The sequence below is a fragment of the Hwanghaeella sp. genome (assembly GCF_965227365.1).
Classification (GTDB): domain Bacteria; phylum Pseudomonadota; class Alphaproteobacteria; order UBA8366; family Aestuariispiraceae; genus Hwanghaeella.
Genome location: NZ_OZ245754.1, coordinates 2,415,804 through 2,436,213, shown reverse-complemented (window position 1 = coordinate 2,436,213; position 20,410 = coordinate 2,415,804). Strand labels below are relative to the sequence as shown.

Sequence of the window (20,410 nt, the reverse complement as noted above, 5' to 3'; positions counted from 1 at the left end):
GCCGAAATGCCTACCCGGAATGCTGCCGATAATACTCTATGGTTTTTGCCAATCCGTCACGCAGCGAGGTTCGGGGCAGTGCGCCGAGAAGCGTTTCCAGAGGGCTGTCCGCCAATTCGGGATGCATCGGGATGGGATCGCCTTTCCAGGTGACCGTCGTCGCCGGGGCCAGCGCATTGATCGCAGCGGCTATATCCGCGACATCCGCAACCTCGCCCTTCAGGTTCAATGCATGGGCGCCTTCGAACGAATGGGTCGCGGCCGCATGGAAGGCGGCGGCGACATCGTCGACGAAAATCATGTCCGCCGCGCCCGAATAGCCCAGATGATAGGAGTCACCGCTGGCCGCCGCGCGGCAGGCAAGCGACGGTCCCGCGGTCATGCCGGTTTCCCGGAACGGGCCATAAATCACGGCGGGGCGGAAGCCCACGCTGGCGATCCCGGCTTCCTGCCAATAGGCACGAGCAGCCCCTTCGCAGGCCAGTTTGAAGGCGGCATAGTGCGTCACCGGATAGGGATGAACACCGTCATCGCCGCCGAAGACAGCGCCGCTACTGGCATAGGCAACCGACTTCATGCCATGTGCCTTGGCCGCTTGGAACACGTTCAGGGTACCGATCAACAGGACCTGTGCGCCCAGGACGGGGTTCGCGGCGCAATCGGGCGTCAGCAGAGCGGCCAGATGGGCGATGGAATCGCAACCCTCCGCCGCCGCCTTCACCGCATCGCCGTCGCGGATATCCGCCACCCGCCAGTCCAGGTCCTCGGCTTCCGTCCCCATGATCTTGCGGGCGACGGTTCGGTCGTCCTTCATATCCAGGACGCGGACCTCGGCGCCGCTTTTCTGGAACCGGTCTATGACCCAGGCGCCGAGGAACCCGGCGCCGCCCGTCACCAGAACTTTCATTGCCCCATATCCTCGGCCGTCAGCTGATAGGCGAGGTTGTAGACGATCACCGCCGGATCACCGAGTCCGCAACTGCTGTCGGCGATCGCCTGCAGATAGAGCGGGACCGAGGCTTCCAATTCCGGCAAGCCGCTGCCTTCGATCAGGACCAGGGCATCGAATTCCTTCTCCTTCATGTCCGGGCGCAGTTCGGTCTCCCGCGTCTTGACCCCTGACACCTCTGTCCGGGCCAGGCCGAGATGCACGCCGCAGGCCGCCGTGACGCCGAGCAGATCGTCAACCAATGCCTGGGCGCCGGCCTTGACGTCATCGGCGCCGGCGCCGTCCTGAAAATCCAGCCGTATCGTTGCCATTGCGCCGCCTTCGCCGACGCCGGCCGAAGCGATCCGATCACAGGCCACGCGCAGGAAGTTACGGAAGGTCGGCTGGACCTTGTTGCTCCAGTCTGTCGGGTTGTTGAGTCGCTCCAGATAGGCGGGCGAGCGAAAAACCTCGACCGTTTCGCCGCTATAGATCGTTCCGTAACGATAGCGGGAGATGCTATGGTTGATCAGGCGCTTTCCGACCGTGAAGCCGGGAATGGAAAGTCGTTCCGGCATATGCTCGCGCGTATGCCATTCCATGTATTCGGTCTGACCCGATGGCTCGATGTCGTGCCAGATGGCCAGAAAGGCGTCGCCGGTAAGGGCCATGGGATTTCCTCCTGAGGGTGGTTTTAGTCGTTGAGTAGTTCCTTGGTGGCCGCCAAGGCGCGCCGGGCGACTTCCGAGGCGCCGATGCGTTGCGCCAGGTCGTGGTTGGGAACCTCCACGCTGACCGTCATGTCCGGCGGAATGAAACGGGCGATCGCGGCCAGATCGATACCGCCTTCGCCGGGGATCATCCGGGCGGTACGCGCCACGCGGATGAGTGCTTCGTCGGACGTGTCATAGGGAACGGGGCCGTCACAGATCTGGACATAGTTCATCAACTGCACCGGCAATTCCGCGAATTCGGCGAGGGTGGCGCCGCAGCGGTCGAAATGCAGCGTATCGAACAGGACGGCGGCGGCGGGATGGGCGGCCGTTTCCACAATAAGCCGCGCGGTCGCCAGGTCCTTTACCCCGGTCCAGGGCATGAATTCCAGATCGGCCGTCAGCCCGTAACCAGCCAGCCTTTCGCACAGGGCCGTAAAGGTGTCCTGTACGCGTGCCATGTCGGTATCGCCCACGGCGACAAGCACATGCCTCGCACCAAGATCGGCGATACGGTCCAGAAAGGGAGTGAAATCGTCCAGTCGCGTGTCGGCGTTCAGACGGATCAATTCCGCATCCGCCATGGTGATGCCGGTTGCCCGCATCGCGGCTTTCACATCCGCCAGAAGTTTGTCGTCTTCCAGCAAAGGATAAACCTTGTCGCCGGGGCCGGCCGGTAGCAGGCGGAAACTGATCATGTCGTAACCATGCTCGGCGGCGATCCCGACGGCGGTGACGGGATCCACCCCGTTCCCGGTGAGATAGGCGAGGGAATAGGCGCGTGTCATTGGATATCTCTCCCCAGGTGACGGAAGAATTGCGAGGCGTCGGCGGCGTCGGAAAGTTCGCCGGCGGCTTCCTTCAAGGCGGGGGCAAGTTCCTCGACACGTGACCGGGTCAACCGGACGGCCGGCCCCGCGATGGAAAGACAGCCGATCACCGGTCCGTCACCGCCGCGCCGCAGCGGCACCGCCATCGCCGCCATGCCTTCCATATAGCTGTCGACGGAGAGGGAATATCCGCGCTTTCGCGTGTCCGCGAGGGTCTTCAGGAGTTCCTTCAGTGTCCTGGGCGCCCCTTTACCCGGCACGAAATCCTGCGGTGTCAGCCCCTGGCGGCTGACCAAAGCCAGGGCGTCCTCGTCGCTCATGCTGGCCAGCCAGGCCTGACCGCCGGCCGCGGTGGCGAGATGCACCACCACGCCCTGTTCCCGCCCGGGGTCGTAACGCAACCCGCCGGTGGCGCCTTGGGCGACGGCGACCCAGACCAACCGGTCATCGTCGATGACCGAGAGGCGGATCAACTCGCCGCTCGTGGCGGCCAGGCGGTCGAGGATCGGTTGGGCGATATCCGTGACGCCGCTGCGGCCGAGGAAGCTCAATCCCAGGGCCGCCAGCTTCACGGTGAGCCGGTAATCTCCCTGGTCGCGCGTCTGGCGGACGTAGCCGAGCCGCGCCAGTTCCTGCAATTGCCGGTGTGCGCCCGATACCGGGATGCCCACGTCGCCCGCGATCTGGCTTACCTGCTGGCCTTCCGGATGCCGGGCGAGCAGTTCCAGGATGGCGAGGCCGCGTTCGAGCGCGCTGCTCATGATGTCGGTCCGGCCTCTTTCGCAAGGTCTGCAATCCGGACGCGTTGCCCGCTCGCGGAGGATTGCTTGATCGCCACCACGATCTCCATGTTCCGGATACCGTCATCGCACGTCACCAGGGGGGACGCCGTGCCGCGGACGACATCGCCGAAATGTTCCATCTGGGCGATATAGGTATCGGTTTGCGTGAAGGGGATGGCGTCCCGGTGCAGCGGTTTGGTCCATTCGCCGCCGGGTCCATGCGTCCAATGGGAGAGATCGGGCAAGCTCAACCCGCCGCTGCGTCCGGCATACAGATGCGTCACCGCGTCGTGTTGCGGGAAGCGTCCCGGGTTTTCGCCGGAGGACAATTCCCAGGCCCATGGACCGACGGCGGTGTCGGAAAGCGCCAGCGTGGCGAGGCCCGATTGTTCGAATGTCAGGATTGCGGCTGTCGTGTCTTCGACCGGCAGGCCGCGGACGGCGTTGGACGCGCTGCCCTGTACCGCCGTGACCTCGCCGAAGAAGTGGCGCAGCAGATCGATGTCGTGAATGGCGTTGATCAGCAAGGGACCGCCCTGAACCGGATCGCGGCGCCAGGCGACGTCGAAATAATTGTCTGGCTTGAGCATTGCGCAGGTGACCGTCGCCATGACCAGAGGGCCGATTGCGCCGTTGTCCAGGGCCTGCTTGGCCGCCTTGATCAGCGGGTTGTGGCGGCGATGGTGTCCCACGAGAACCGGAAGGCCGGCCCGTCTGGCGGCGTCGGCCAGGATCGCGCTTTCCGCCAAATCATTCGCGACCGGTTTCTCCAAAAGAATCGGAAGTCCCGCCGCCAGGACCTGGTCCGCGATGGGGACATGGGTATCATTGGGGGAGGCGATGACCACCGCATCCGCCACACGTGCCGCGAGTAGGTCGTCTACGGTCGTGAAATGGCGGACCTGCAGGCTCTCGGCCAGGTCCTTTGCGGCGGGCGCAGGGTCCGCGACCGCCATTAATGCCATGCCGGATACCTTGGTCAGCGTGTCTATGTGAGTCCGGCCTATGACGCCGGTGCCGATCACGGCAACCCGTATATCCACCATCTCTTTCCCCCTTCGTTTCGGAGAGAGTAAACGTGTTCCTGCAAAAAATGAAAACTGTTTCTATTATTGAAATAGGTTCTTGTTTCGATAGGGTGAGGTTGAAGATGCTTTGTTCCCGTTTCTCTGTTTTCCGGCCCGCCCTATGACGATCCTTAAATCCGATGATGCCTTGAACACGAACTGGGATGTGATCGTCATCGGGTCCGGGGCCGCGGGACTGTCCGCCGCTGTTTTCGCGGCGCTGGAAGGCGCGTCGGTTCTGGTGGTCGAACGGTCCAATTTTGTTGGCGGGACATCGGCCCTGTCTGCCGGATCGATCTGGATTCCGAATACGCCGCACGCGGCCGCGGTCGGCATCGACGACAGTGCGGAGGAGGTTGCTGCCTTTCTGGATGCGGCGGTTGGGAACCGGTCGCCCAAATCAATGCGCGACGCCTTTCAGCGCCTCGGGCCCGAAGCCGTGAGGCGCTTGGAGGAGGGGGCCGGCCTCCGTTTTCGTGCGCGGCCGTTTCATCCGGATTATCTGTCCGAACTCGAAGGGGCGAAGACGGGTGGACGGGCGATCGAGGCCATGCCGTTCGACGGCAGCACATTGGGCGAAGCGTTGCAGGTGCTGCGCCCGCCGATCCCCGAGTTTACCCTCCTTGGCGGGATGATGGTGGACCGCGACGATATCGGCCATCTCTTGAAGGTCACGAAATCGGCGACTTCATTCGCCTATGGGGCGAAGCTTCTAGGCCGTTACGCAGTGGATCGACTTCGCCATGGCCGCGGCGCCCGGTTGGTGATGGGTAACGCCCTGATCGGAAGGTTGCTGAAAGCGGCGCTCGACCTGGGTGTTTCGGTGGTGACGGAAACGGAAATACTGGACATCGGGCCCGATCCGCAAAGGCGCAGCGTTACCGTGGCGCGGGAAGGGGGCGAGCAGGCCCTGACCGCGGCAGGCGGGGTGATCCTCGCTTCAGGCGGATTCGCGCGCGATCCCGGGCGCCGAGAAGCCTTCCTGCCGGACCCCGCGCCGGAATACAGCCCGGCCGCGCCGGCCAATACGGGCAGAATGCACGATATCGCCCTCAAGCTCGGCGCGGTTTATGGCGAAGGTTCGGAACAACCGGTTTTCTGGGCGCCGATGTCGCGCCGTCGGCGAAAGGACGGCAGCATGGCGGTCTTTCCCCATTTCGTACTGGATAGATCGAAGCCCGGCATCATCTGTGTGGGGCGGCACGGCAGGCGTTTCGTGAATGAGAGCACCTCCTACCACAAATTCGTCATGGCGATGTATGCGGAGAACCGATCGGGTTCGACGATACCGACCTTTGAAATCACGGATGCGGACGGTCTTCGGAAATATGGACTGGGGATGGTCCGGCCGGGCGGGCACGGCCTCGGTCCGTTTTTGCGCGACGGCTATCTTACCCGGGATGAAACCCTTGCCGGACTGGCGAAGAAACTGGACATCGATGGTGCCGGACTGAAGGAAACCGTCGACGCGATGAATCGCTTTGCTGAAACAGGAGTGGATGAGGATTTCCATCGCGGTTCGACGGTCTACGAATGCGGCAATGGGGACCCGTCGCATGGACTGAATCCCACGCTGGGACCGATCCGCACACCGCCCTTTTACGCCATTCGACTTTGGCCTGGCGAAATCGGCGCCGCGATCGGCTTGTCGACCGACACGGAAGCGCGATTGCTGGATCGGGACGGGCAGGTGATCGGCGGCCTCTATGCCTGCGGCAACGACATGCAGTCCATCATGGGCGGAGTCTATCCCGGGCCTGGCATCAACCTTGGTCCGGCCATCACCTTTGCCTATGCGGCGGGTCGTCATGCCGCGGGGCGTCGATGAGCAGCGGGGAACGCTTCAACAAAGCGTGAACAGACATCAGGTTTCGTGCGGAAATAATTGGCTGGGGGACTAGGATTCGAACCTAGATTGACGGAGTCAGAGTCCGCTGTCCTACCATTAGACGATCCCCCAGCAGAGGGTTCCCGTGGATTTGCGGCGGTTTCAGAGCAATCTGCCTATGTCCGTCGCCGGGAGCGGCGGTTCTAGCCAAGCCCGAACCGACGGTCAAGCCGCCAATGCAGCGACGCATCGCAACAGTCGCTCGCAGCCCAGGCGGCGGGATAATATATTAAAACATTGCGGCAACCTTGCTCACCACTTTGGCGGTGCGGTATTAGAAGGTAATGAAAAGCGAAACACTGGGGCGACCCGGACCCCAGGAGAACCAGACAACCGATACGCCTTCCCGCGCCAAGCCGCCGTGCTTTGCTGCCATCGATATCGGTACGTCCAGCTGCCGCATGCTGATCGCGCGGTCCAAGCGCGACGGATTTCAGGTCATAGATTCCTTCGCCAGGAATGTCCGTCTGGGCAGCGGCGTCTCCGTCACCGGCGTCTTGTCGGACGAGGCAATGGACCGGGCCATTGGGGCGCTTACCATTTGCATGGACAAGATCCGGGATCAGGGCGCCGTCCGGTTCCGGGCCGTTGCCACCGAAGCCTGCCGCAAGGCGCGGAATATTGATAGTTTCCTGCAGCGGGTTCAACGCGACCTCGGCCTTGATGTTGAAGTCATCGGGACTGACGAGGAAGCGCGCCTGGCGATAGCCGGCTGCCTGCCGTTGCTGAACGGGAAACAGCCCTACGGGCTGGTCTTCGATATCGGCGGTGGATCGACCCAGCTTGCCTGGCTCGGCTGCCGGGACGGGCAGGCGGAGGTCATCGGCACCCATTCGATCCCCAACGGCGTCGTCTCGCTGACCGACAGATACGGCAACCGCCTGGCGGACCCGGCCCGGTATGAAACCTGTGTCGAGGAAATGTCGCGCAAGGTGCGTGATTTCTGCCGTTCGCATCGCATTGCGGATTTCGTCGCGCGCGGGGAGGTGCAGATGATCGGCACATCCGGCACGGTGACGACGCTGGCCGGTATCGAGATGGGGCTGGAACGCTATATCCGAAGTCAGGTCGACGGTGCCTCTCTCTCCTTCGACCGGATCGGCACGCTGACGGAATTCCTGCGGCGCTTGGAACTGCCGCAATTGGCGGCCCAGCCCTGTATTGGTGAGGATCGGGCGGAGCTGATGCTGGCCGGATGCGCGATTCTGGAGGCGATTTGCACCTGTTGGCCCGTCGGACGGCTGAAAGTTGCCGACAGGGGCTTGCGCGAAGGCATTCTTCTGGACCTTATGCGGCGCCACGAAGGAGAGCAAAATGGCGCGCGGCGGCAATAAAGGGTCCGGACCCGGCAAATCAGGCAAGTCTGGTAAATCAGGCAGGTCCGGCAAATCAGGCGGCGGTTCCGGCGGCATTCAAGGCGGCTTGGGCGGATCGCGGCAGGAAACCGTGCGGGTAAAGACCGCGCGTCGTCGCAAGACGTCCTCAACCCGTTGGCTGCAACGCCAGTTGAACGATCCCTATGTGGCCGAAGCGAGACGCCGCGGCTTTCGAAGCCGTGCGGCCTTCAAGCTGCTCGATATCGATGACCGCTATCAATTCCTGAAACCCGGCATGGCGGTTGTCGACCTGGGCTGTGCTCCCGGCGGTTGGACCCAGATCGCTGTGGACCGCGTGAAGGCTGGGAAAGACGGTGGCGGCAAAGTTGTCGGCGTCGACCTGCTGGAAGCGGAACAGGTCGCCGGCGCGACCATCTTCCAGGCGGATTTCATGGATGACGACACGCCAGACCGCCTGAAAGCGCTGTTGGACGGTCCGGCGGACGCGGTTTTGAGCGACATGGCCGCGAACACGACCGGTCATCCGCAAACCGACCATATCCGCATCATCGCCTTGGCGGAGGCCGCGCTGGATTTCGCATTCGAAGTGCTTGCGCCCGGCGGTGTGTTCGTCGCGAAAGTCTTCTCCGGCGGGGCCGAAGCGACATTGTTGAACCAGTTGAAGCACAATTTTCAGAAGGTTGCGCATTTCAAACCCCCGTCGAGCCGCAAGGAGTCCGCGGAAACCTATGTGATTGCGATCGGGTTCAAGGGGCGTCCTGCATCGGAAGATGTGGAAAACGCCGGTGACGAGTCCTGATTTGCATAAAGGAATACGAAAATCGCCATAAACTGAAGCCGATTTGCATGTCGCGCTGATCCGAATGGCGAAAAATTTGTGAAATCTGCAGAAAGCGAGACGGCTTGTGCTTGCTTTTGGCGGAATCGTGGCTATTTTCCCGACACCAGATCGAAGAGGAGAAGAGCCATGACCGACACCGGACGCGTTTCAACGGATTATGGCTTTGCCAAGGCACTCACCTTCGACGATGTGCTGCTGCAGCCGGGTTATTCCCAGGTTCTTCCCCACAATACCAAGACGGGCACCAAGCTGACCCGTACGGTCGAGCTCGGTATACCGATCGTCTCGGCGGCGATGGATACGGTCACCGAAGGCCGTCTGGCCATCGCGATGGCTCAGCATGGCGGCCTCGGCGTGGTCCATAAAAACATGTCGATCGAGGATCAGGCAGCGCAGGTCCGTCAGGTCAAACGGTTCGAATCCGGCATGGTCGTCAATCCGATAACCATTAATCCGGACAAGACCTTGGCGGACGCCCTTGATATTATGGATCGGAATGGAATCCATGGCATTCCCGTTGTCTCCAAACGCAGCGGCAAACTGGCCGGTATCCTGACCAACCGGGATGTCCGTTTCGCCGACGACCCCATGACGCCTGTGCGCGACCTTATGACCAAACGCGGTCTGGTCACGGTCAGCGAAGGCGTCAGCCGGGAAGAAGCCAAGCGCCTGCTGCACAAACATCGGATCGAAAAGCTGCTGGTCGTCGACGAGGAAAAGCGCTGCGTCGGTCTGATCACCGTGAAGGATATTGAAAAGTCGCAGGCCTTCCCGAATGCCTGTAAGGACGAGAAGGGCCGCCTGCGCGTCGCCGCAGCGACCGGAACCGGGGCGGAAGGGCTGTCCCGGGCCGAAGCGCTGCTGGAAGAAGGCTGCGATGTCATCGTGGTCGACACCGCCCATGGTCACAGCGCCGGTGTATTGGATCAGGTGGCAGGTGTGAAACGGCTGTCCAACTATGCCCAGGTCATCGCTGGAAACGTGGCGACGCCGGACGGCGCCAAGGCGCTGATCGATGCAGGTGCGGATGCGGTGAAGATCGGTATCGGACCGGGTTCGATCTGCACGACCCGGATCGTCGCCGGTGTCGGCGTGCCGCAGTTCACCGCAATCATGGAAGCCTCCGAAGTCTGCCGCGCCAACGGCGTGCCGGCGATCGCGGATGGCGGCATCAAATTCTCCGGCGATCTCGCCAAGGCGATCGCGGCCGGTGCCGATTGCGCCATGATCGGCTCGCTGTTGGCGGGCACCGACGAAAGCCCCGGCGAGGTCTTCCTGTACCAAGGCCGGTCCTACAAATCCTATCGCGGCATGGGGTCCGCCGGCGCGATGGCGCGCGGTTCCGCCGACCGTTACTTCCAGGAGGAAGTGAAGGAAAGCCACAAATTCGTGCCGGAGGGCGTCGAAGGCCGTGTTCCCTACAAAGGCCCGGTCGCGGAGGTCCTGCACCAACTGATGGGCGGTTTGCGCGCCGCGATGGGATATACCGGCAACGGGACCATCGCCGAGATGCAGCAGAACTGTGTTTTCCGGGAAATCACCGGCGCGGGCCTGCGCGAAAGCCATGTCCACGACATCACCGTCACCAAGGAATCCGCGAACTACCGGATCGACAACTGACCGTGGGCGCAGGTGAAGGCTTCATAGTCGGTTCGGCGGCACGTTTCCCGACGGGGGCGGCCGCATGAAACCCGGTGCGCGTTTACAGACGGCCATCGAACTGCTCGACGATATCGAGGCGCAGAGCGGTAAACCCGCGGATGCGGTGATGTCCGACGGGTTGCGGCAGCGGCGATATGCCGGCTCCAAGGATCGCTCGGCCATCGCGGAAACCGTCTACGGTGTGCTGCGTTGTCGGGCGCAGGTCGATTGGTGGCTGTCCCGCGGCGAATTGCCCGCAACCGGACGCAGCCGGGCCCTGACCTATACGGTGTTGTCTCTCGGCGATGAGGCAGGCGACGACATCCTCTCCGATTTCGTGGAACAGGCCGCTTATGGCGTCGATCCGCCCGATGCGGCTGAACAGGCCTGGCTCGAAGGATTGCGCGGGCAGGGGCTCAATCACCCGGACCAGCCCATTTGGGTCGCGGCAAATCTGCCTGACTGGTTTGTATCCAGCCTGGAACAGCAATACGGCGACGACTGGCGACGGCAAGCCGCGGCGCTGTCGGCCGAGGCGCCCGTCGATGTGCGCGTCAACCTGTTGAAGGCGGATCGGGAAGCCGTTGCCGTCGGCCTGGCACAGGAGGGCATCGAAACCGCGCCCTGTGCGCTCTCACCCGTCGGGCTTCGCCTCACAAGGCGGCGGCCCTTGCGCGGCACCAAGGTCTTCAAGGAAGGCTGGATCGAGGTTCAGGACGAAGGCTCGCAGCTGGTCGCTCTGCTGACCCATGCCAAACCCGGCATGAAGGTCGTCGATTTCTGCGCCGGTGCGGGCGGCAAGACCCTGGCGCTGGCCGCGGGGATGGAGAACAAGGGCCGGATCGTCGCCTGCGATACGTCCGAAATGCGCCTCAGCCGGGCGGCCGATCGCCTGGAACGGGCCGGATCCTTCATCGTGGAGCGTCGGGTTCTGTCTTCCGCGCGCGATAAATGGGTGAAACGCCGTTCCGGCCGGTTCGACGGCGGTTTCGACCGGGTGCTGGTCGATGCGCCCTGCACCGGGTCGGGCACTTGGCGGCGCAACCCGGACCAGAAATGGCGGATCGGCGAGGGGGATGTCGCCGAATTGACGGCGCTGCAATCGGAAATTCTGTCTTCCGCCGCGCGTCTCGTCGCGCCGGGCGGGCGTCTGGTTTATGCGACCTGCTCGCTGTTGAAGGCCGAGAACGAGGATCGGATTGAATCCTTCCTGGCTGAGCGGCAGGACTTTTTCCGGTATCCGATCGAGGATGTCTGGGCCGAGGCCGTGGGCGGCGCCTGTCCGATGACCGGCGATGCGCTGCAGTTGAGCCCGGCGGAACATGGCACGGACGGCTTCTATTGCGCCGTGCTCGGCCGGAAACTGACCGCCTGATACCGGAGCGGAGGCAAGGGGAGACAGGGAAAAATGAGCGAAATTCTGCATCACATGATCACCGGCGGGCCCAGACCGGTCGCGCCTTTCTCCCATGCCACGGAAGTGGACGGTTTCGTCTTCCTGACCGGTCAGATGCCGACCTATCCTGACGATCCGGACAAACCCCTGCCCGAGGGGATCGAGGCCCAGACGAAACGCGTGATGGACAATCTGATCCTGATCCTCAAAGGCCTGGACCTGGACCTGTCGAATGTTTTCCAGGTCCGCATCTACCTCACCCATTTCGACCGCGACTATGAGGTGATGAACCGCACCTATGTCGATTATTTCGAACCCGGCAAACTGCCGGCGCGCACGACGATCGGTGTCACCGGTCTGGCCGTCGGCGCGCTGGTCGAAATCGACATGATCGCCAGACGCCCCTAACGCCCGCCTGAACCCGAGACGCCCCAGGAAAGAGAGACCGAATTCATGACAGACACCACCACCGACGACCGCATCCTGATCATCGATTTCGGCAGCCAGGTGACCCAGTTGATCGCGCGCCGGGTCCGCGAGGGCGGTGTCTATTGCGAGATCCATCCCTTTAACAAGGTGACGGCGGAAAGCATCGAGGCCTTCAACCCCAAGGGCGTCATCCTGTCCGGCGGACCGGCAAGCGTGACACATGACGATACGCCGCGGGCGCCGGAACACCTGTTCGAAACGGATCTTCCGGTGCTGGGCATCTGCTATGGGCAGCAGACGCTGTGCGCCCAATTGGGCGGCGTGGTGTCTCCGGGCAAGCATCACGAATTCGGCCGGTCGATGCTGGAAGTAACCGATGACTGCATCCTGTTCGACGGCGTCTGGAAGAAGGGCGATACGGATCAGGTCTGGATGAGCCATGGCGATACCGTGACTAAGCTGCCGGATGGTTTCCGCGTTGTCGGCAAAAGCGGCAACGCGCCTTTCGCCGCCATCGCGGATGATGAGCGGCGCTATTACGCGGTTCAGTTCCATCCCGAAGTGGTCCACACGCCGCGCGGCGCCGAACTGCTGAAGAATTTCGTTCACCGGGTCTGCGACTGCGGCGGGGAATGGACCATGGCCCATTTCCGGGCCGAGGAGATCGAAAAGATCCGCAAACAGGTCGGCGACAAGCGCGTCATCTGCGGCTTGTCCGGTGGCGTCGATTCATCGGTCGCGGCGGTGCTCATCCACGAGGCGATCGGCGACCAGTTGACCTGCATCTATGTCGATCACGGCCTGATGCGCCTCAACGAATCCGAACAGGTCGTCAGCGTCTTCCGCGACCATTACAACATTCCTCTGGTTCATCGCGACGCCAGCGATCTGTTTCTGGGCAAACTGGCCGGCGTCACCGACCCGGAACAGAAGCGGAAGATCATCGGCGGTCTGTTCATCGACGTGTTCGAGGAGGAGGCCGCGAAGATCGGCGGCGCCGATTTCCTGGCCCAGGGCACGCTCTATCCCGACGTGATCGAAAGCGTTTCCTTCCATGGCGGTCCGTCGGTCACGATCAAGTCGCACCACAATGTCGGCGGTCTGCCGGAACGCATGAACATGAAACTGGTCGAACCCCTGCGCGAGCTGTTCAAGGACGAGGTGCGGGACCTCGGCCGCGAACTGGGCCTGCCGGAAGTGCTGGTCGGCCGGCACCCCTTCCCGGGGCCGGGCCTTGCCATCCGCATTCCGGGTGAAGTCACGCGCGAAGCCGCCGATATCCTGCGCCAGGCGGATGCGGTTTATCTGGATGAGATCCGCAAGGCCGGCCTCTATGACGAGATCTGGCAGGCCTTCGCCGTGCTGCTGCCGGTGAAGACCGTCGGCGTGATGGGCGATAGCCGCACCTACGATCATGTCTGCGCGCTGCGCGCCGTCACCTCGACCGACGGCATGACCGCCGACAGCTATCCCTTCGAACACAGCTTCCTGTCCAATTGCGCGACGCGGATCATCAACGAGGTGCGGGGCGTCAACCGGGTGGTCTACGACTGCACCTCCAAGCCGCCGGGCACGATCGAGTGGGAGTGATGAATGCTGTCATACCAGCACGCCTATCACGCCGGGAACCTGGCCGATGTACATAAGCACGGTGTGTTGGCCTGGGTGATCGATTATCTGACCCGTAAGGACAAACCGCTTACCTATATTGAGACCCATGCGGGCCGCGGCGTCTATGACCTGACATCGAATGAAGCGTTGAAGACCGGGGAAGCCGCGGCGGGCATCCTTCGGTCCGAGGTCGCCGGATGGTTCGACGCGGACCATCCCTATGGGGCGGCTCTCACGCGGTTTCGCGATAGGTGGGGGGAGAACGCCTATCCGGGGTCGCCGATGGTTGCCGCCTCCTTGTTGCGCGACACCGATGTCATGCATCTGGCCGAATTGCATCCGCAGGAAAATGCGGCCCTGAAGGCGGCCATGGGCAGGCGGGCGCATATCCACCAGCAGGACGGCTACAAAATGGCCAAGGCAATCTGCCCACCGACGCCGCGGCGGGGCTTACTGCTGATCGATCCCAGTTTCGAGCAGAAGGCGGAATACGATCAGGTGCCGGATGCCATGGCGATGATTCACAAGAAATGGAATGTGGGCGTGATTATGCTCTGGTATCCGGTGCTGCAGAAACGCCTGCACGGTGCGATGGCGGTGCGGCTTGAAAGCCTGTTCCCCGACGGCCTGCGCCACGAGGTGGCTTTTCCGCCCGCCAGGGAAGACCACGGCATGACCGGTTCCGGCCTGTTCATCATCAACCCGCCCTATGGTTTACGTGAGGAACTGGACCGGATTGGCGCCCGGATGGCGACCCTGACCGGATAGCCGGGTCCAGCGGAAGGTTTCTATTCCGCGGCGGCTTTCGGTGCTGAGCGGGGGGCGGGGGAGTACTGCCGGCCGCACTTTCTACCGCCCATCTTCCCGGTTGAACGTGTCGGCCGATGCGGCGGTCCAGCGCCGGGAATATTCGTCATTCTTGCAGGTATCATCGACAAGACAGCCGATCGGCAGTTCCGGATAGGCCTTGTCGCCCGTAACCGTCTCCCCGCTGTTGAGGCGCATGTTGAAATGGTGCGGTTTCAATTCCGCCGGCTTGCGCAACCCGGCCGCGCCGACGATATCGGCAACGGCCCGTAGCGTGTTCCGATGGAACCGGGCTACGCGCAGAGCCTTGTCCGCGGGAACCAGCGCCCGCTGCCGCAACGGGTCCTGGGTCGCGACGCCGGTCGGGCATCTATTGGTGTGACAGGCCTGCGCCTGGATGCAGCCGATGGCGAACATGAAGCCGCGCGCGGAATTGCACCAGTCGGCGCCGAGCGCGCAGGCGCGCACGATATCGAAGGCGGTGACCAGCTTGCCGCTGGCGCCGATGCGGATCTGATCGCGCAGACCGGCTCCCCGTAATGTGTTGTGAACGAAGGTAAGGCCCTCGATCAACGGCATGCCGATATGATTGGCGAATTCCAGGGGTGCTGCGCCGGTTCCGCCTTCCGTGCCGTCGACGACGATGAAGTCCGGGACGATCCCCGATTTCCGCATAGCCTTCACGATGCACATGAATTCGCGCCGGTGACCGACGCATAGTTTGAAACCGACGGGCTTGCCGCCTGACAGATCGCGCAGGCGGTCCAGGAATTCGCATAGTTCCATAGGCGTATGGAAAGCCGAATGATAGGGCGGAGAAATACAGTCGCGGTCCATCGGGACGCCTCTGGCCTCGGCGATTTCCGGGGAAATCTTCGCCGCAGGCAACATGCCGCCATGGCCCGGCTTCGCGCCCTGGCTTAGCTTCACCTCGATCATTTTGACCTGCGGGCTGACCGCTTGTTCGGCGAATTTGTCGGGATCAAATTGTCCGTCGGCTGTGCGGCACCCGAAGTAACCGGTGCCGATTTCGTAGATTATGTCGCCATTGCCTTCGCGGTGATACTTACTGATCCCGCCTTCACCGGTGTCATGCACGAAATTGCCCGCTTTCGCGCCGGTGTTGAGCGCCAGAATTGCGTTGCCGCTCAAGGCGCCGAAACTCATCGCTGAAATATTGTAGAGCGAGGCGTCATACGGCTGTTTGCAGTCCCTGCCGCCGACGCGAATGCGAAAATCGCTGTCTGCCAGATGCTGTCCCGCGACCGAATGGGTCAGCCAGGCATAGCCGGGATCGTAAACCCGCTCCCGCGTGCCGAAAGGCCGTTTGTCTTCCTCGCCCTTCGCGCGTTGATAGATCAAGGACCGTTCGTCCCGGCTGAACGGCTCTTCGTCGCGGTCGCTCTCGATCAGGTACTGCCTGATTTCCGGCCGGATTCCCTCGAACAACCACCGCATATGACCGATGATCGGATAGTTCCGCAAAATCGAATGGCCCGGCTGGACGAGGTCCCAGATTCCGAGCGCAACAAGCGCCGCCAGCAGCAGGACTGCCGGTATCAGCCACGGGAACCATACGGAGAGGACAGCGGATGCGAGCGTCGCAAACACGGCCAATACGATGAATGAATAGCGAAGCATCACGTCAATTCCCGTTTGATGAACCGACCGACAGTGGCTGTCGGGACCGGATCCAACTTATGTCATTGTCCTGCCCTGGTCGACGGCTGTGCCGGCGAATGCAGCCGTCCTTGAGGATGATGGATCGGTGCGGCGGGCCGACCGTTCCTTGAACAAACATGGCTCGTCGGCAGTGGCAATGGATCGATACTCTTTGGCCGGACATCGGTAACCGGCCAAGCGTAGACTGCCCGTGCTTCGCGCAACACATCGAAAGACCGTGCCCATGACCCGTGATCGCCTGTATTTCCTATTGCTGAATATCGGCCATTTCATGGATCACCTATTCACGCTGATTTTCGCGACCGTGGCGGCCTTGGCGCTTTATCGCGAATGGGGCATCGCCTATGCGGAGCTATTGGCCTACGCGACGCCGGGTTTCTTTGCATTCGGCCTGTTCTCCCTGCCGGCCGGCTGGTTGGCCGACAAATGGAGCCGGGACGGTATGATGTGCGTTTTCTTCGCCGGGATCGGCCTTGCCTCCATTGCGACGGGGTTTGCTGAAACGCCGTTGCAGATCGGCACAGGGCTTTTCGTGATCGGCATGTTCGCCGCCATCTACCATCCGGTCGGCCTGGCCATCGTGACCACCAAGTGGCGCAACACCGGAATGCGAATTGCTACGAACGGGGTTTGGGGGAATCTAGGCGTCGCCGCCGCCGCGCTGATTACCGGGTTCCTGATCGATCAAACGGGATGGCGAATGGCGTTCATTCTGCCCGGCCTGTTTTCGATTGCCATGGGGGGCGCCTATCTGGCCTTGCGCTGGGGCGCGATCGGCGTCGAACACCGCGCCGACAAATCATCTCCACAGAACACGCCGGCTGTATCGGCCGATTACAAAAGGCTGCTGCTGCGCGTGTCGGCCATCGTGTTCCTGACCACGGCCGTTTCCTCCATTATCTTTCAATCGACAACATTCGCCCTGCCGAAGATATTCGAGGAACGCCTCCAGGGGCTTGCCGGTACCTTGGCCGATTGGGCGAATGGCGGGGGGCTGATCGACAACGGTCTGATCGGCAGCGGCGACATCGCCACCATGATCGGTTCGATGGCCTTTGTCGTCTTCGCCGTGGCCTCAATAGCGCAACTGGTCGTGGGCGCCTTGCTCGACCGGTTCGGACCGCGCCGCGTCTTCATGACCGTGGCCGTCATACAATTGTTCTTCTTCGCGGCGATGCCGGGCCTGACCGACGGGCCGGCACTGCTCGTCGCCTTCGGTTTCATGCTCGGTGCTTTCGGGCAGATACCGATCAACGATTACATGATTGGGAAGACCGCTTCGGGACCTTTCCGGGCCCGCATCTACGGTGTGCGCTACGTCGTCAGTTTCTCGGTGCTGGCGGCGACACTGCCGTTGATCGGCTTCGTCTATCACAATTGGGGTTTCGACACGCTGTTCCGCATCCTTGCCGTCGCCGCGGTGATCATTCTCGCCGCCGTGGCGCTGCTGCCGCGGAAATTGCCCACGCCGGAAACCGTTCCCTGAAAGCCCGGCCTTCGATCCTTCGATCTGCGCTTCGTTGATTTATGGGGCGCGGCGTGGTCTGTCAGCGCCGACGCAAGATATGCGCAAATGTTCGACGGTAAGGGATCCGACGCGTGGGAGTAGAGATTGTTCGCCGCCTCGCCGAGTTGCGGGGCATTGTTGCCGATTGGCGGGGGCAGGGGTTTCGTGTCGGTGTCGTGCCGACCATGGGCGCGCTGCATGAGGGGCATCTGAGTCTGGTCCGCGCTGCCTTGGTAAAGACCGACCGGGTCATCGTCACGCTGTTCGTCAATCCGAAGCAGTTCAACAGTGCCGCCGATCTGGCCGCTTATCCGCGTACGGAGAATGATGACGCCGCCAAGTTGGCGCCGCTCGGCGCGCATGTGCTTTACGTGCCGGACGGTGATCAAATGTACCCGCCTGGTTTCGCGACCACGGTTTCGGTGGAAGGCGTTTCCGAGGGCCTCTGCGGCGCCCGCCGGCCGGGCCATTTCGACGGGGTTTCGACCGTTGTCACGAAATTGCTGCTGCAGACCGGCGGGGACTTTGCCTTTTTCGGCGAGAAGGATTTCCAGCAACTGCACGTCGTCCGTCGTCTGGTGACGGATCTGGATATCCCGATCGAGATCGTCGGCTGCCCGACGATACGGGAAGCGGACGGTGTCGCGATGTCCTCCCGCAATGTGCATCTGAGCGCGGCGGAACGCGCGATCGCCCCCGCGCTTGCGAAGGCTTTGTTCGAAGCATCGGACCGCATTGCCAAGGGCGCTTCGGTTCCCGATGAGATCGAAACGGCCCGAAGCCGAATCCTGGCCGCCGGTTACGAGACGGTCGAATACCTGGAACTTCGCGGAGAGGACGATCTGAAACCGATGCCCGTGCTGGATCGGCCCGGCCGGTTGCTGGCCGCCGCCGTGCTCGGCTCGACGCGGCTGATCGACAATGTGCCGGTTTCAGTTGGCCGACGATAGGGGTGGGGAGAGCGGACAAGCGGGTCCGGAGGGGCGCACAGGGTGGCATTCACTTCGGCCGGTGCACGACCCTGATTTTCCCGACATCGCCGCCGCCGCAAAAGAAGCGGTCGGCGCCGTCCGATTCCAATCCTGAAACACCGATGCCCGACGGTAGGTCCAGGCGCTGCAGGACCTCGCCGGTATCCGGATCGATTTGACGAAGGTCGCTTTCGTTTTCCTGCCAGGTGCCGTGCCACAAATCGCCTTCCACCCAGGTGACGCCGGTGACGAAACGGTCCGACGAAATCGTGCGCAGGACCTCACCCGTATCGGGATCGACCTGATGGATCTTGCAGCCGCGGTGTTCGCCGACCCAAAGCGACCCTTCGGCCCAGGCCATGCCCGAATCCCCGCCATTGCTGGGGGCCGGTATCGTATGAAGAATGCTGCCCGTCTGCGGGTCGATCTTTTGGATCACGGCCTCGGTTATCTGATACAGATGCCGGCCGTCGAAGGCGGTTCCCGCATCGGCGCCCATCGTATGCTTCCGCGTCACGACGCCGTCCGTGGGGTCCAGGGTATACAGTCCTTCACTGGTGGCGAACCACACCTGTTTTCCGTCATAGGTGACCCCATGAACCCCTTCAATGTCGGGGAAGGGGCCATATTCCCGGGTGATATGCGCTGCGTTCTTTTTCATCCCGCCATTCTATCCCGAAGGCGGGACGGCCGGGAGTAACAAACTTGTCGGGAAACCGGGGACAGCGGCCGCGATCCAGCGACAGGCCCGGCCTTGGCCAAAGGACTCGACCTTGCCCGTGCGGGCAAGCGCCTGAAGCGCGCGTTGAATGGTCCGCGGGCTGACATCCATGGCCTGGGCGAGGGCGGAACTAGTCCAGGCTTCGCCATCCGCCAACAGCGCCAGCAACGCTGTGTACTCGCCCTCCTCGGGCGGGGCGAGAACCGCCACGTCCGTTGCCCTCATTGGAACCAACCTGAAGCCGCCCGGCGACGCGGTTATCTCCGCGAAGGGGGCGATCGCCTTTCTCAAACGGCCGATTTCGACGCGTAATCGCGCCCGTTGTGACTCGTCGGCATGGCGCGATCCGAAAGCGCCTAGCAGCAGGGTCGCCCTTGTGGCATCCGCCGGCCAGGCTTCCGCAAGCGCCCGCAGCAGGGTGAACAGGACGGGGCGGCTGGCCAGGGATTTGGTCGTCGTTGTCCTGTGGACGGCATTCCGACAGGCATCCACGACCAGGATGTCCGAAGCCAACAGCGTTTCCACTTCTGCGAGGTCGACCAGCCGGTCGCCGTCCCGGGTGATGACGCGCGCGGCGGGGTGGCCGAACTGTCTGTCCGCATGGTCCGCCTCGGCAATCAGCGCCGGTATTCCTGTTTGCCGCGCCGCCGTCGCAGCGTTTTGCAGCGCGGTTCGTGCCGAACCGGCTTGAACGCGGCGCATGGCGAGGCCCGCGATCACAAGCCAGAAGCCGACGCGGGATGCCGGCGGCAAGTCATCCGGCATGCAATCGGAAAGGCGCTGCTCCGCCTGGTCCAGCTTGCCGATCAGAAGCAGCCGCCGGGCGTCCAGATAGGCGGCATGGGCCGCGTTCGATACGTCCCCATACCGCAGAAGATCCGCCTGCGCAGCCGCCAGACCGCGTTCGGCCCGGGCAAGATCCCGGCAGACAAGGGCGATTTCCGCTTCGGCCAGCAGGCAGCGCGCCCGCGCAGCCGGTTCCCGCGTGCCGAACGCGCGCGCGGCCCGACGCAGCAGGTCCCGTGCCCTGTCGAGATCCCCCATTTGCGCCATCGCGATGCCGCGCAAGGCCAGGGCCGGCGGGTCGTCGCGCAAAGCCACGTGCTTCAAGGCCGAAAGAGCATCGCCGCGGGCCAGGAAACGGGCAGCGGCCGAAATCAAGGAGTCCATTGAAATCCCGTCACGATTGTAACTCACGCCATTCGACCCGGCGGCGGTATTCCGGGGGCAGCGGCGCATCTGGACGCGCTGAAGTCTG

At 62.8% G+C, this 20,410-nt stretch carries 18 protein-coding genes and 1 tRNA gene; 10 read left to right on the top strand and 9 right to left on the bottom strand.

The annotated features are described in order from the left end of the window. Positions 1 to 10: 10 nt before the first annotated feature. The 5 genes from ACQK2G_RS11105 to ACQK2G_RS11085 are packed head-to-tail and all read right to left on the bottom strand — an operon-like array spanning position 11 to position 4,299. On the bottom strand, positions 11 to 907 hold the full coding sequence (locus tag ACQK2G_RS11105) for an NAD-dependent epimerase/dehydratase family protein (protein WP_425405094.1): 897 nt from the start codon (positions 905 to 907) through the stop codon (positions 11 to 13). Further along, the gene (locus ACQK2G_RS11100; RefSeq protein WP_425405093.1) at positions 904 to 1,599 is read right to left on the bottom strand and encodes a hypothetical protein; all 696 of its coding nucleotides are present in this window, start codon (positions 1,597 to 1,599) and stop codon (positions 904 to 906) included. The genes ACQK2G_RS11105 and ACQK2G_RS11100 overlap by 4 nt, the downstream gene beginning before the upstream one ends. A 23-nt stretch (positions 1,600 to 1,622) precedes the next feature. Continuing rightward, positions 1,623 to 2,429 (bottom strand): sugar phosphate isomerase/epimerase family protein, encoded by an 807-nt coding sequence (locus ACQK2G_RS11095; RefSeq protein WP_425405092.1) that lies wholly within the window; start codon positions 2,427 to 2,429, stop codon positions 1,623 to 1,625. After that, the gene (locus ACQK2G_RS11090; protein ID WP_425405091.1) at positions 2,426 to 3,232 is read right to left on the bottom strand and encodes an IclR family transcriptional regulator; all 807 of its coding nucleotides are present in this window, start codon (positions 3,230 to 3,232) and stop codon (positions 2,426 to 2,428) included. The genes ACQK2G_RS11095 and ACQK2G_RS11090 overlap by 4 nt, the downstream gene beginning before the upstream one ends. Beyond that, positions 3,229 to 4,299, bottom strand: a complete 1,071-nt coding sequence (locus ACQK2G_RS11085) for a Gfo/Idh/MocA family protein (RefSeq protein ID WP_425405090.1) — start codon at positions 4,297 to 4,299, stop codon at positions 3,229 to 3,231. The genes ACQK2G_RS11090 and ACQK2G_RS11085 overlap by 4 nt, the downstream gene beginning before the upstream one ends. A gap of 142 nt (positions 4,300 to 4,441) precedes the next feature. On the opposite strand from ACQK2G_RS11085, the gene ACQK2G_RS11080 reads away from it, so the two are divergent. Then, a complete protein-coding gene (locus tag ACQK2G_RS11080) occupies positions 4,442 to 6,148 on the top strand; it encodes an FAD-dependent oxidoreductase (protein ID WP_425405089.1) in 1,707 nt (568 codons plus the stop codon). A gap of 58 nt (positions 6,149 to 6,206) precedes the next feature. On the opposite strand, the gene ACQK2G_RS11075 is transcribed toward ACQK2G_RS11080, so the two are convergent. After that, positions 6,207 to 6,280, bottom strand: a tRNA-Gln gene (locus ACQK2G_RS11075). 212 nt (positions 6,281 to 6,492) lie between these two features. Between ACQK2G_RS11075 and ACQK2G_RS11070 the strand changes: the two genes are divergently transcribed. The 7 genes from ACQK2G_RS11070 (at position 6,493) to ACQK2G_RS11040 (ending at position 14,231) form a co-directional block, all read left to right on the top strand. Next, positions 6,493 to 7,542, top strand: a complete 1,050-nt coding sequence (locus tag ACQK2G_RS11070) for a Ppx/GppA family phosphatase (RefSeq protein ID WP_425405088.1) — start codon at positions 6,493 to 6,495, stop codon at positions 7,540 to 7,542. Beyond that, positions 7,523 to 8,344: an RlmE family RNA methyltransferase gene (locus ACQK2G_RS11065; RefSeq protein ID WP_425405087.1), complete on the top strand. Its 822-nt coding sequence runs from the start codon at positions 7,523 to 7,525 to the stop codon at positions 8,342 to 8,344. Before ACQK2G_RS11070 ends, ACQK2G_RS11065 begins: the two co-directional genes overlap by 20 nt. A gap of 168 nt (positions 8,345 to 8,512) precedes the next feature. Beyond that, entirely contained in the window at positions 8,513 to 10,006 is a 1,494-nt protein-coding gene (gene guaB / locus ACQK2G_RS11060; protein WP_425405086.1) for an IMP dehydrogenase, read from the top strand. 64 nt (positions 10,007 to 10,070) lie between these two features. Continuing rightward, positions 10,071 to 11,402, top strand: a complete 1,332-nt coding sequence (locus ACQK2G_RS11055) for an RsmB/NOP family class I SAM-dependent RNA methyltransferase (RefSeq protein WP_425405085.1) — start codon at positions 10,071 to 10,073, stop codon at positions 11,400 to 11,402. 33 nt (positions 11,403 to 11,435) lie between these two features. Continuing rightward, the gene (locus ACQK2G_RS11050; RefSeq protein ID WP_425405084.1) at positions 11,436 to 11,831 is read left to right on the top strand and encodes a RidA family protein; all 396 of its coding nucleotides are present in this window, start codon (positions 11,436 to 11,438) and stop codon (positions 11,829 to 11,831) included. 45 nt (positions 11,832 to 11,876) lie between these two features. Beyond that, on the top strand, positions 11,877 to 13,442 hold the full coding sequence (gene guaA, locus ACQK2G_RS11045) for a glutamine-hydrolyzing GMP synthase (RefSeq protein WP_425405083.1): 1,566 nt from the start codon (positions 11,877 to 11,879) through the stop codon (positions 13,440 to 13,442). A 3-nt stretch (positions 13,443 to 13,445) separates the two neighbouring features. Further along, the gene (locus ACQK2G_RS11040) at positions 13,446 to 14,231 is read left to right on the top strand and encodes a 23S rRNA (adenine(2030)-N(6))-methyltransferase RlmJ (RefSeq protein ID WP_425405082.1); all 786 of its coding nucleotides are present in this window, start codon (positions 13,446 to 13,448) and stop codon (positions 14,229 to 14,231) included. Between the two features lie 81 nt (positions 14,232 to 14,312). On the opposite strand, the gene ACQK2G_RS11035 is transcribed toward ACQK2G_RS11040, so the two are convergent. Then, positions 14,313 to 15,911: an FMN-binding glutamate synthase family protein gene (locus ACQK2G_RS11035; RefSeq protein ID WP_425405081.1), complete on the bottom strand. Its 1,599-nt coding sequence runs from the start codon at positions 15,909 to 15,911 to the stop codon at positions 14,313 to 14,315. A 265-nt stretch (positions 15,912 to 16,176) separates the two neighbouring features. On the opposite strand from ACQK2G_RS11035, the gene ACQK2G_RS11030 reads away from it, so the two are divergent. Both ACQK2G_RS11030 and panC read left to right on the top strand, forming a co-directional pair. Beyond that, the gene (locus ACQK2G_RS11030) at positions 16,177 to 17,439 is read left to right on the top strand and encodes an MFS transporter (RefSeq protein ID WP_425405080.1); all 1,263 of its coding nucleotides are present in this window, start codon (positions 16,177 to 16,179) and stop codon (positions 17,437 to 17,439) included. A 113-nt stretch (positions 17,440 to 17,552) separates the two neighbouring features. Then, positions 17,553 to 18,410, top strand: a complete 858-nt coding sequence (gene panC, locus ACQK2G_RS11025) for a pantoate--beta-alanine ligase (protein WP_425405079.1) — start codon at positions 17,553 to 17,555, stop codon at positions 18,408 to 18,410. 49 nt (positions 18,411 to 18,459) lie between these two features. Here panC and ACQK2G_RS11020 read toward each other — a convergent pair whose 3' ends face one another. Next, a complete protein-coding gene (locus tag ACQK2G_RS11020; RefSeq protein WP_425405078.1) occupies positions 18,460 to 19,092 on the bottom strand; it encodes a hypothetical protein in 633 nt (210 codons plus the stop codon). Between the two features lie 9 nt (positions 19,093 to 19,101). Next, positions 19,102 to 20,322, bottom strand: a complete 1,221-nt coding sequence (locus ACQK2G_RS11015; RefSeq protein ID WP_425405077.1) for an HTH domain-containing protein — start codon at positions 20,320 to 20,322, stop codon at positions 19,102 to 19,104. Positions 20,323 to 20,410: the final 88 nt, after the last annotated feature.

Coding starts and splice junctions, on each gene's coding strand:
- ACQK2G_RS11100 (WP_425405093.1), bottom strand. CDS start 1,599: ATGGCCCTTACCGGCGACGCCTTTCTGGCCATCTGGCACGACATCGAG.
- ACQK2G_RS11035 (WP_425405081.1), bottom strand. CDS start 15,911: ATGCTTCGCTATTCATTCATCGTATTGGCCGTGTTTGCGACGCTCGCA.
- ACQK2G_RS11015 (WP_425405077.1), bottom strand. CDS start 20,322: ATGGACTCCTTGATTTCGGCCGCTGCCCGTTTCCTGGCCCGCGGCGAT.
- ACQK2G_RS11090 (WP_425405091.1), bottom strand. CDS start 3,232: ATGAGCAGCGCGCTCGAACGCGGCCTCGCCATCCTGGAACTGCTCGCC.
- ACQK2G_RS11080 (WP_425405089.1), top strand. CDS start 4,442: ATGACGATCCTTAAATCCGATGATGCCTTGAACACGAACTGGGATGTG.
- ACQK2G_RS11055 (WP_425405085.1), top strand. CDS start 10,071: ATGAAACCCGGTGCGCGTTTACAGACGGCCATCGAACTGCTCGACGAT.
- ACQK2G_RS11085 (WP_425405090.1), bottom strand. CDS start 4,299: ATGGTGGATATACGGGTTGCCGTGATCGGCACCGGCGTCATAGGCCGG.
- ACQK2G_RS11105 (WP_425405094.1), bottom strand. CDS start 907: ATGAAAGTTCTGGTGACGGGCGGCGCCGGGTTCCTCGGCGCCTGGGTC.
- ACQK2G_RS11040 (WP_425405082.1), top strand. CDS start 13,446: ATGCTGTCATACCAGCACGCCTATCACGCCGGGAACCTGGCCGATGTA.
- ACQK2G_RS11050 (WP_425405084.1), top strand. CDS start 11,436: ATGAGCGAAATTCTGCATCACATGATCACCGGCGGGCCCAGACCGGTC.
- ACQK2G_RS11030 (WP_425405080.1), top strand. CDS start 16,177: ATGACCCGTGATCGCCTGTATTTCCTATTGCTGAATATCGGCCATTTC.
- ACQK2G_RS11065 (WP_425405087.1), top strand. CDS start 7,523: ATGGCGCGCGGCGGCAATAAAGGGTCCGGACCCGGCAAATCAGGCAAG.
- ACQK2G_RS11095 (WP_425405092.1), bottom strand. CDS start 2,429: ATGACACGCGCCTATTCCCTCGCCTATCTCACCGGGAACGGGGTGGAT.
- ACQK2G_RS11020 (WP_425405078.1), bottom strand. CDS start 19,092: ATGAAAAAGAACGCAGCGCATATCACCCGGGAATATGGCCCCTTCCCC.
- ACQK2G_RS11070 (WP_425405088.1), top strand. CDS start 6,493: ATGAAAAGCGAAACACTGGGGCGACCCGGACCCCAGGAGAACCAGACA.
- guaA (WP_425405083.1), top strand. CDS start 11,877: ATGACAGACACCACCACCGACGACCGCATCCTGATCATCGATTTCGGC.
- guaB (WP_425405086.1), top strand. CDS start 8,513: ATGACCGACACCGGACGCGTTTCAACGGATTATGGCTTTGCCAAGGCA.